Here is a 10,631-nt window from a genome sequence, read left to right as displayed (position 1 = left end):
CACTATCTCATTCCCAGCCACTGACTTAAGTAAGCCACAGAGGATGAGATAGCCGACGCCTAGCCGTGTCTTGGAACCCATAGGGGAATGTATTATCAGGCCAGCCGAAACCAGCCTGAAAGCCGCGTTATTGTGCGTATAAATCCTGTAAGATCAATCAGATTAATGTTTAAACATCACATGACGGATAGCGGTGTAATCCTCCAGGCCGTACATTGACATGTCTTTGCCATAGCCAGACAGCTTCTGGCCGCCATGCGGCATTTCGCTGACCAGCATAAAGTGGGTGTTCACCCAGGTGCAGCCATACTGCAAGCGTGCGCTCAGGCGATGAGCACGGCCAACGTCACGCGTCCACAAAGACGAGGCCAGACCATAATTGGAGGCATTCGCCCAGGCCAGCACCTGCGCTTCATCATCGAACTCCGTCACCGTCACTACCGGGCCAAAAACTTCACGCTGAACTATTTCATCTTCCTGACGGGCACCGGCCAGCAGCGTTGGCTGGAAATAGAACCCAGGGCCATTCACTTTTTCGCCCCCGGTGATAACCTGTACATGCGGCAACGCTTTGGCGCGTTCAACAAAACCCGCGACCCGCTCCAGATGCTGCGAAGTAATCAACGGCCCCAGCTCAGTGCTGCTGTCCTCCGGTGGGCCAATCTTCAAACTGGCAACCGCTTCACCCAAAGCTTTCACCAACTGCGGATAAATGCCCTTTTGCGCATAGATGCGACAGGCAGCGGTGCAGTCCTGCCCTGCATTGTAAAAACCAAAGGTGCGAATGCCTTCGACCACCTGTTGCAGATCGGCATCATCAAATACCAGCACCGGCGCTTTACCACCCAGCTCCATATGGGTGCGTTTAATACCTGGCGCAGTATGAGCAATAATATGTTCGCCGGTGGCGATAGATCCAGTCAGGGACACCATGCGGACCTTGTCGTGGCCGGTAAGCACGTCCCCCACGCTGGCACCACGGCCAAACAACACGTTGAGGACGCCAGGAGGGAATACCCCGGCAGCCAGTTCAGCCAGCTTGAACGTCGTCAACGGTGTCTGTTCAGAAGGTTTGATCACCACACAGTTGCCCGCAGCCAGGGCTGGCGCCAACTTCCAGGCGGCCATCATCAGCGGGTAATTCCAGGGGGCGATAGAGGCGACCACACCCAGCGGATCGCGGCGGATCATCGAAGTATGTCCCGCCAGGTACTCGCCAGCAGCCAGGCCACTCAGGCAACGGCTGGCACCGGCAAAGAAGCGGAAGACATCGGCAACCGCTGGCAGTTCGTCATTCAGCACGCAGTGGTAAGGTTTGCCACAATTGAGAGACTCCAGTTTGGCAAAGGTCTCTGCGTGCTGGTCAATCACATCGGCCAGCGCCAGCAAATGTTCGGCACGCGCTTTCGGCGTGGTTTGCCCCCACAGGTCAAACGCGGCATCGGCAGCCTGCACGGCCTCTTCAACCTGCTGTGCGCTGGCCTCGGCCACCTGCACAATAACTTCCCCCGTTGCCGGGTTATATACCGGCAGTTTTTCACCCTGGCCGGTAACCAGTTGACCATTAATCAGCAGTTGGCTTTGCATCGCGTTATCCTTAGAAATATTGGCACAATTAGGTTCCCGCTCTTATTGCAGACACCTGGTTATTCATTCTTGGCAACACCGGCTTTCTCCCCCACGGATCCCGAGTTGGCCGCATACGTCCATGCACCTGCAGCATTGGTACATCCCTGTACAGCACAGCCAACAACGCTGCGGCTTGAAAGACGAAGGGGATTGTTATTTGCCGCTACCAGCGACACTTTCGCCGCCTTTCGTCAGATAATAAGCCCCCAGGATCGGGATCATTGTCAGTACCATCACCGACAGTGCCACCACGTTGGTGATCGGCACGTCGCGAGGGCGGCCAAGCTGGTTCAGCAGCCACAGAGGCAGCGTGCGCTCATGCCCGGCGGTAAAAGTGGTCACGATGATTTCATCGAATGACAGGGCAAACGCCAGCATCCCCCCGCCAGCAGTGCCGAGCCCAGATTAGGCAAGATCACATAGCGGAAGGTTTGCCAGCCGTCAGCACCCAGATCCATCGACGCCTCGATCAGGCTGTGCGAGGTACGCCGGAAGCGGGCGATCACGTTGTTGAATACGATCACCACGCAGAACGTGGCATGGCCGATTACGATCGTCATGATCCCAGGCTCGATATTCAGCGCCTTGAAGGCGGCCAACAGAGCAATACCGGTGACAATCCCCGGCAAGGCGATTGGCAGCAGCAACAGCAGTGAAATACTGTCTTTGCCAAAGAAATCCCGGCGATACAGTGCAGCGGCTGCCAAGGTACCGAGCACCAACGCAATCGCCGTGGCCAGGCAGGCGATCTGCACCGAAAGCAGCACCGCGTCAATAATGTCCTGCCGCCCCGCAGCCACGCTGAACCAGCGTAAGGTAAAACCCTGTGGTGGGAAGCTGAATGCCGCCTCTTCGGTGTTAAAGGCATACATGGCGATAACCACTATCGGGAAGTGCAGGAATATCAGGCCGCCCCAGGCGGCTAACTTCAGCCCTAACGGCGCGCGTTCAGAGTGCATTGAAGGCCCCCAGGCGTTTTACAATAGACAGATAGATTGCGATCAACACGATCGGTACCAGGGTGAAAGCGGCTGCCATGGGCATATTGCCGATCGCACCTTGCTGGGCATACACCATGCTGCCGATAAAGTAGCCCGGCGGCCCCACCAGCTGCGGCACGATAAAATCCCCCAGCGTTAGTGAGAAAGTGAAGATGGAGCCAGCTGCAATACCCGGTACCGCCAGCGGCAGGATCACGTAGCGGAAAGTCTGACCTGGGCGAGCCCCCAGATCGGCAGAAGCATGCAGCAGTGAAGGAGGCAGGCGTTCCAACGCCGCCTGGATCGGCAAGATCATGAACGGCAACCAGATATAGACAAATACCAGAAAGCGCCCGAGGCCGGAGGTGGACAGCGTATTACCGCCCACGCCAGGAATACTCAAGATACCGGCCAGCAAAGGTTCCAGCCCCATATGTTGCAGGAACCACTGCGCCACGCCGTCCTTCGCCAGCAGTAGCGTCCAGGCATAGGCTTTAACGATATAGCTGGCCCACATCGGCATCATCACGGCGATATAAAAGAACGCCTTCACTTTGCCGCTGGTGTAGCGAGCCATGTAATAAGCGATCGGGAACGCCAGCACCGCGCTGGCTATTGAAACCAACACCGCCATGGTCAGCGTGCGCACAATGATGTCGTAATTGGCCGGGTTAAACAGCGCACTCAGGTTGGCAAAGGTAAGATCCGGCGTCACCGTCATGGTGAAATCATCGAAGGTGTAAAACCCTTGCCACAATAACGTCAGCAGTGACCCGAGATACACCGCGCCAAACCACAGCAGCGGTGGCACCAGCAACAGCAGCAGGTACAATGTCGGCTTACGGTACAGATAGGTTGAAAGCGCGCGGATTTTTCCGCCAGTTGGAGCCGGGTTCTCGATGCTCATGTCCATCTCACCTCTCCTCCAGCAGCGGGACCATGGCCTCTCTGGCCCAACAGGCCGTAACGGGCTGGCCGATCAGGCGCTGATGTTCCACCGCCTGCCACTGCGGGTTAGCCTGGCTGACCAGCAGTTTCTCACCGCTGCTCAGGGCAATTTCATATCGCGTTGCCGCCCCTTGATAATGGATATCCTGTAAGGTGCCTTGCACCTGAACTTCGCCTTGCGCGGCCACGCTTTGATCGAGCAGGCGGATATGTTCCGGGCGGATCGAATAGGTGGCCGATTGCCCCAGTAACCGCTCTGCCAGGTCGCTGCGAACCACATTGGAGGTGCCGACAAACTCGGCGACAAACGGAGTTCTTGGCCGCATATACAGTTCGCGCGGCGCATCCACCTGTTCAATACGGCCGTTATTGAATACCGCCACCCGATCGGACATCGACAGGGCTTCGCTCTGATCGTGAGTCACAAAAATAAAGGTGATGCCCAGTTGGCGTTGCAACTTCTTCAGTTCGCCCTGCATCTGTTCACGCAGTTTCAGATCCAGCGCACCAAGCGGTTCATCCAGCAACAGCACCCGTGGGCGGTTGACCAGCGCCCGCGCCAGTGCCACACGCTGGCGCTGCCCGCCGGAAAGATGAGCCGGTTTACGTTCGGCGGCAAACCCCAGGGCTACGCTTTCCAACGCCTCTTGAGCCCGAGCCAGCCTTTCACGCTTGGCCACGCCTTTCACCATCAGGCCATAAGCCACGTTCTCCAGCACCGACATGTGCGGGAACAGCGCATAATCCTGGAATACGGTGTTCACATCGCGTTGATAAGGCGGCAGGTTGCTCGCCTCTTGCCCGTGAATGCGGATTGAGCCGGAACTGAGCTGCTCAAAACCGGCAATCAAACGCAGGCAGGTAGTTTTGCCGGAACCTGAAGGCCCCAGCATGGAGAAAAATTCTCCGTCCTGTATTTCGACAGAAACCCGATCAACGGCGCGAACATCGCCGAAAATGCGCGAAACATCGATAAATTGCACTGCAATGGTCATGATGCACGCTCCAAATTTATCCTAAAGCTGATTCAGTAGGCGTAACGAGCGCAAGCTGGTTGGGAGCGGACAGCGCGCAGGCCCCGAGGAGACCGAACACTGCCCAATTCCAAGATGCCAGGCGCAGTAACCTAATGGATTAACTTTTATCTGCCACCCATGATGGCGATATAGTCCTGTGTCCAGCGGCTGTAAGGGACAAACTTGCCGCCCTCAGCCTGTGGCGTTTTCCAGAAGGCAATCTTGTCGAACTGGTTGAACCCATTGGTTTCGCAGCCTTTCTCACCCAACAAGGCGCTGGCTTTGCAGCCTGCTGGCGAAGCCGGTAACGAACCAAACCAGGCGGCCACATCACCCTGCACTTTCGGCTCCAGCGACCAGTTCATCCACTGATAGGCACAGCTCGGATGTTTGGCATCGGTATGCAGCATGGTGGTGTCAGCCCAACCGGTAACCCCCTCTTTCGGGAATACGGTAGCAATTGGCTGGCCTTCTCCTTTCAGGGCATTGGCCTGATACGGCCAGGCGCTGGAGGCGACCACACCTTCATTTTTGAAATCACTCATCTGTACCGAGGTGTCATGCCAGTAGCGGTGGATCAATGCGTGCTGGGTGCGCAACAGTTTCAGCGCAGCCTGATACTGCTCTTCGTTCAACTGGTACGGGTCGGTGATGCCAAGCTGTGGTTGGGTGGCTTTCAGGAACAGAGCCGCATCGGCAATATAGATCGGGCCATCGTAGGCCTGCACCCGGCCCTGATTGGTTTTGCCATCCGGCAGATTCTGCTGCTCGAATACCACAGCCCAGCTGTCCGGCGGTGTCGGGAAGGTTTTGGTGTTATACATCAGCAGGTTTGGCCCCCACTGATAAGGCGTGCCGTAGGTTTTACCCGCCACGGTATACCAAGGGCCGTTCAACAGACGCGGGTCGATATTCTTCCAGTTCGGGATCAGCGCGGTATTGATTGGCTGCACCCGTTTGCCGAAGATCAGGCGCAACGAGGCATCGCCAGAAGCGGTGACCAGGTCATAACCCCCTTTGGCCATCAGGCTGACCATCTCATCGGAGGTAGCGGCAGTTTTCACATTCACCGCGCAACCGGTTTGTTTCTCAAACTGGGTAACCCAATCATAATTCTTGTCGGACTGACCACGTTCGATGTAACCCGGCCAGGCGATGATATCCAACCTCCCTTCGCCTTTGCCTAGTTGCTGTGGTGCATCGGCGGCCTGCGCCATACCGCAAAAAACCGTGATACAGAGCGCGGCGAGTGTGGTGATTGCTGGTGTTTTTCTCATCGTAATTACCCCTGTGTTGCGAATTAAAGTGCGGCAAGGAACGGTTGCCGCCGATTTTTGGCTAGAAGGTGGACTTGAACTTCGCCATCACATGCCTGACAACGCTGTAATCCTGTAATGAATCGCTGGAGAGATCCTTGCCGTAGCCCGAACGCTTTAAGCCGCCGTGGGGCATTTCGCTCGCCAGCGTAAAATGGGTATTGATCCAGGTGCTGCCATATTGCAGATGTGCCGCAATATGCAGGGCGCGATCGATATTCTGTGTCCAGACCGAGGAGGCCAGACCGTATTCAGAGTCATTAGCCCAGTTCACCGCCTGGTCCAACGTCTCGAAACGAGTCACGCTGACCACCGGGCCAAACACCTCACGTTGCACGATTTCGTCGGTTTGCAGGCAACCCGCCAATAAGGTGGGCTGATAATAGAAACCGGGGCCGGAATGTGCCGCCGCGCCGGTGATCAGTTCGATATGCGGTTGGCTGAGGGCGCGTTCGACAAAGCTGGCAACGCGATCACGTTGACGGCTGCTGATCAGCGGGCCAATTTCATTGTCTTCATCGCGTTTGCGGGCAAACCGCAGGCTGGCAACCGCTTCTCCCAGGGCTTCCACCAATTTGGGGTAGATGCCTGCCTGGGCGTAAATACGGCAGGCGGCGGTGCAATCCTGCCCGGCATTGTAGTAACCAAAGGTGCGGACGCTGCTGACAACTTCGTCGAGATCGGCATCGTCACAGACGATCACTGGCGCTTTGCCCCCAGTTCCAAATGGGTGCGCTTGACGCTTTTCGCCGCCGCCTGCAGGATTTTCTGCCCGGTTACAATATCGCCGGTAACGGAAACCAGCCGCACCTGCGGGTGGCCTACCAGATGGCTACCCACTCCTTCGCCGCCACCGTAGACAATATTCAGCACGCCCGGCGGCAGGATCTCCTGCAACGCCGGCACCAAGGCCAAAATAGTCAGGGGTGTATGTTCGGAAGGTTTGAACACCACGGTATTGCCCGCAGCCAGCGCCGGAGCAATCTTCCAGGCGGCCATCATCAGCGGGTAATTCCACGGCGCAATGGATGCCACCACACCAACCGGATCGCGGCGGATCATCGAGGTGTGACCGGCGACATATTCCCCAGCCAGTTGGCCTTGCTGGGTACGTACCGCACCGGCAAAGAAGCGAAATACGTCAACCGCAGCCGGAAGATCGTCTTTCAACGCCTGGTGAAAAGGTTTGCCGCAGTTCACGGCTTCAAGCCGCGCCAGTTGTTCGGCCTGTTGTTCTATGGCATCGGCGATACGCAGCAGGATTGTTGCGCGATAAGCGGGGGTGGTACGCGACCAGTGAGAAAAAGCCTGTTGCGCGGCAAATACCGCGCTACCAACCTGTGCCGAAGAGGCTTCGGCGATAGAAACCAGCGTTTCACCATTGGCAGGATTAACAATGTCTTCCTGATGGCCTTCACCTTCGACCGACTCGCCGTTGATAAACTGCCGACAGGACAAACCAGAAACAAGCTGCACATCTGCCATTGCGTATCGCCCCATGTGACAAAAACGTTAACTAAATGTGATAAGTTAGTTTTTATCAGACTATGCGAGCGCACTGCGGACAACAAATTCTAAATACTGAAGGCAGCGTTCGATTAAATCGAAGGCTTATGGCCTGGTGCGTTAATCTTACTGTTCTCACGCGCAATGGTAAGAAATGGCGTCACCAATTCTGGCCGTGCGCTGCCACGCCGCCAGGCCAGACCGATATCCAGCGGTTCCAGTAAATCCTCCAGCTTGCGGGCTTCGATCATATTCCCCTCCAGCGACCAGGCGCGGTAAGCCATGTCCGGCAGGATTGCAATCCCCATCCCCGCAGCCACCAGGCTACGCACCGCTTCGGTGGAGGCGGTCTTCATCGCCGTCTCCGGTTTCAAGCCGGCACGCCCCCAGATCCGCCGGGCATGAACGTCCATCTCATCCACGTTCAGCTGGATCAGTGGCTGCTTTGCCACGTCTGCCAGGCTGATACTTTCGTGCTCAAGTAAGGGGTGCAACGGCGGCAGCCATAGGCGATACGGTGAATGCATCAGGACTTCTGTCTGCAAGGCATCCCGGTCTTCTATGTTCGACAGGATCAGCACCCCAATGTCGATCTCTCCACTCACCAGTAAGTGCTCGATATAGGGACGCTCGTCCTCGATCACCTGGATGGTTACGTTGGGATAGGCAGACTTGAAACGTTTGAGCAATTCCACCAGGAAGTACCCCGCCACCAGGCTGGTGACGCCAATGGTCAATTTGCCGCTCAGGCTTTCGGTGCCCAATTGCAGGCTGCGCTTGGCATTATCCACGGTCGCCAGGATCAGATAAGACTGGCGCAGAAACTGGTGCCCCTGATGGGTCAGGCTCATCCCTTTGGCATGGCGCTCGAACAGCCTGACGCCAATGTCGGTTTCCAACTGTTGGATTGCCAACGTTAGCGAAGACTGGGAAACAAACACCGCCTGGGCCGCAGCCGAGATAGAGCCGGTTTCCGCCACGGCAATAAAATGGCGGATTTGGCGTAACGTCATCATGGCAATAACCTCAAACAAAACAGTTGTTTTGAGTGTAGATGTCCGTCAAAGAGCCATCAGGAAAAATGCTTAAAACGCGATAGCGTTCGCTTTTTTAGAACGCAAAGATGAGAAAAACCGGCGGGAAACAGCAAAGGCGCAGTTTTTAGCTGCGCCTTTGCTGGATAAATCTGCCCCTGGCACCCTCCCTAACTCAAGCTGGAAGTGCCCGGAAACCGAACATGTTAAATCGCTTCTTCGTCCTGCTCACCGGTACGGATGCGCACTACGCGAGCTACGTCAAAGACAAAGATTTTGCCGTCGCCAATTTTACCGGTTTGTGCCGTTTGCATAATGGTTTCCACACAGGTATCCACGATATCGTCAGCCACCACGATTTCGATTTTTACCTTTGGCAGAAAGTCGACCATATATTCCGCGCCACGATACAGCTCGGTATGCCCCTTCTGGCGGCCAAAGCCTTTAACTTCGGTCACGGTCATCCCGGTGATGCCCACTTCGGCCAGCGCTTCGCGTACGTCATCCAGTTTGAACGGTTTGATAATCGCGTCAATTTTCTTCATCTTTTTCCTTAATTACCAATTTTTACGGCCAAAGCCGGATGTGATCGGATAACGGCGGTCTTTACCGAAGTTACGGGCGGTAATGCGCGGCCCCACGGCAGCCTGACGGCGTTTGTATTCATTGATGTCAACCAGGCGGATCACCTTGCGAACCACCGCCTCTTCGAACCCTTCGGCAACCAGATCGGCAACCGACTTGTCGCGTTCCACATAACCTTCCAGGATCGCGTCCAGGATGTCATACGGCGGCAGGCTGTCCTGATCTAACTGATCCGGGGCCAGCTCAGCAGAAGGTGGGCGATCGATCACACGCTGAGGGATCACGTAAGAAACAGTATTGCGGTATTCAGACAGTTTGAACACCAGGGTTTTAGGAACGTCTTTCAACACGTCAAAACCCCCCGCCATATCACCATAAAGCGTGGCATAACCTACCGCCATCTCGCTTTTGTTACCGGTGGTCAACACGATGCTGCCGCGTTTGTTAGACAACGCCATCAGCACCACGCCACGGCAACGTGCCTGCAGGTTTTCTTCGGTGGTATCACGCGCGGTACCGGCAAACATCGGCGATAGTTGGCCCATAAAGGCATCGAACATCGGCTCAATGGAAACGATGTCAAATTCCACACCGAGGATTTCCGCCTCTTCCTTGGCATCGGCAATGCTGATATCCGCAGTGTAGCGGAACGGCATCATCAAGGCCTGAACCTTATCTTTACCCAAAGCATCGACGGCGATGGCTAACGTCAGCGCGGAGTCAATCCCGCCGGAAAGCCCCAGCACCGCGCCTTTGAAGCCATTTTTTGTCACATAGTCGCGTACCGCCAACACCAGCGCTTCATAAACCTGCTCCAACTGGGGCAACTCTGCCGCAGGAGCCGCCATCGGCACCACTTCCAGGCCGTTAAATTCAAGCTGTGTAACCTGCTCGGCAAAGGCCGCCAAACGATGCGTCATATTGCCAGCGGCATCAAACACTTTGGAACAGCCGTCGAAGATCAACTCATCCTGCCCGCCGATCTGGTTGAGATACACCAACGGCAGGCCGGTACGCTGGCAGTGGCCTGCCATCAGGGTTTTACGGATATACGGTTTTTCACGGTTATAAGGCGAAGCGTTGATCGACAGGATGATTTCTGCCCCCGCCGCTTTCGCTGCGTCCACCGGTTGCGGGAACCACAGGTCCTCACAAATCAACAGCCCCAGGCGATACCCTTTCAGATCCACTACGCAGGTTTTATCACCCGCGTGGAAATAGCGCTTCTCATCGAAAACACCGTAGTTCGGTAGCTGCTGCTTAAAGTAACGTGCCTGCAATTGCCCGGCAGAAAACAGTGACAGCGCGTTAAACAGTTTGCCATCTTCACGCCACGGGTGACCCACCAGGATCGCCACATCAGCAGAGGCCTGCTGTAAGCGGTTTAGCTGAGTATCACAACGCTGATAAAAATCATCGCGGTACAGCAAGTCTTCCGGCGGATAGCCAGACAGGGACAGTTCGGTGAACATAACCAGATCGGCACCCGCCTTCTGTTGTTCCTGCACCGTTTGCAACATGCGCTCGCTGTTGCCTTCAATATCGCCCACCAGCAAATTCAACTGGGCCAACGCAATGGAAAGTGATCTGCTCATATATCGAGTCTGCCATGCCACA

7 protein-coding genes and 2 pseudogenes are annotated in these 10,631 nt (G+C 55.9%); all 9 read right to left on the bottom strand.

What is annotated here, in order from left to right:
• Positions 1–162: 162 nt before the first annotated feature.
• Positions 163–1,587, bottom strand: coding sequence for an aminobutyraldehyde dehydrogenase (patD, locus tag ACQ86O_RS11845; RefSeq protein WP_431225364.1), 1,425 nt, complete (start codon positions 1,585–1,587; stop codon positions 163–165).
• 195 nt (positions 1,588–1,782) lie between these two features.
• Positions 1,783–2,588, bottom strand: a pseudogene (locus ACQ86O_RS11840) (ABC transporter permease).
• Complete coding sequence (locus tag ACQ86O_RS11835; protein WP_431225363.1) at positions 2,578–3,522, bottom strand: ABC transporter permease; 945 nt, start codon at positions 3,520–3,522, stop codon at positions 2,578–2,580. The pseudogene ACQ86O_RS11840 and the gene ACQ86O_RS11835 overlap by 11 nt, the downstream one beginning before the upstream one ends.
• Position 3,523: 1 nt before the next feature.
• On the bottom strand, positions 3,524–4,552 hold the full coding sequence (locus ACQ86O_RS11830; RefSeq protein ID WP_431225362.1) for an ABC transporter ATP-binding protein: 1,029 nt from the start codon (positions 4,550–4,552) through the stop codon (positions 3,524–3,526).
• Positions 4,553–4,698: 146 nt separating this feature from the next.
• A complete protein-coding gene (gene ydcS, locus ACQ86O_RS11825) occupies positions 4,699–5,850 on the bottom strand; it encodes a putative ABC transporter substrate-binding protein YdcS (RefSeq protein ID WP_431225361.1) in 1,152 nt (383 codons plus the stop codon).
• 61 nt (positions 5,851–5,911) lie between these two features.
• A pseudogene (locus ACQ86O_RS11820) lies at positions 5,912–7,374 on the bottom strand (gamma-aminobutyraldehyde dehydrogenase).
• 113 nt (positions 7,375–7,487) lie between these two features.
• Positions 7,488–8,411 (bottom strand): LysR substrate-binding domain-containing protein, encoded by a 924-nt coding sequence (locus ACQ86O_RS11815; protein ID WP_431225360.1) that lies wholly within the window; start codon positions 8,409–8,411, stop codon positions 7,488–7,490.
• Between the two features lie 224 nt (positions 8,412–8,635).
• The gene (gene glnB, locus ACQ86O_RS11810; protein ID WP_004847623.1) at positions 8,636–8,974 is read right to left on the bottom strand and encodes a nitrogen regulatory protein P-II; all 339 of its coding nucleotides are present in this window, start codon (positions 8,972–8,974) and stop codon (positions 8,636–8,638) included.
• A 12-nt stretch (positions 8,975–8,986) separates the two neighbouring features.
• Positions 8,987–10,609: an NAD+ synthase gene (locus ACQ86O_RS11805; RefSeq protein ID WP_431225359.1), complete on the bottom strand. Its 1,623-nt coding sequence runs from the start codon at positions 10,607–10,609 to the stop codon at positions 8,987–8,989.
• Positions 10,610–10,631: the final 22 nt, after the last annotated feature.

The organism is Serratia sp. L9, from assembly GCF_050632285.1.
Lineage (GTDB): Bacteria > Pseudomonadota > Gammaproteobacteria > Enterobacterales > Enterobacteriaceae > Chania.
Note: the sequence above shows the minus strand (reverse complement) of the source record. Positions and strands in the feature narration are given on the sequence as shown.

What these genes read in the sequence shown, in the direction of transcription:
- patD (WP_431225364.1), bottom strand. Translation starts at nt 1,587, where the DNA reads ATGCAAAGCCAACTGCTGATTAATGGTCAACTGGTTACCGGCCAGGGT.
- ACQ86O_RS11835 (WP_431225363.1), bottom strand. Translation starts at nt 3,522, where the DNA reads ATGGACATGAGCATCGAGAACCCGGCTCCAACTGGCGGAAAAATCCGC.
- ACQ86O_RS11830 (WP_431225362.1), bottom strand. Translation starts at nt 4,552, where the DNA reads ATGACCATTGCAGTGCAATTTATCGATGTTTCGCGCATTTTCGGCGAT.
- ydcS (WP_431225361.1), bottom strand. Translation starts at nt 5,850, where the DNA reads ATGAGAAAAACACCAGCAATCACCACACTCGCCGCGCTCTGTATCACG.
- ACQ86O_RS11815 (WP_431225360.1), bottom strand. Translation starts at nt 8,411, where the DNA reads ATGATGACGTTACGCCAAATCCGCCATTTTATTGCCGTGGCGGAAACC.
- glnB (WP_004847623.1), bottom strand. Translation starts at nt 8,974, where the DNA reads ATGAAGAAAATTGACGCGATTATCAAACCGTTCAAACTGGATGACGTA.
- ACQ86O_RS11805 (WP_431225359.1), bottom strand. Translation starts at nt 10,609, where the DNA reads ATGAGCAGATCACTTTCCATTGCGTTGGCCCAGTTGAATTTGCTGGTG.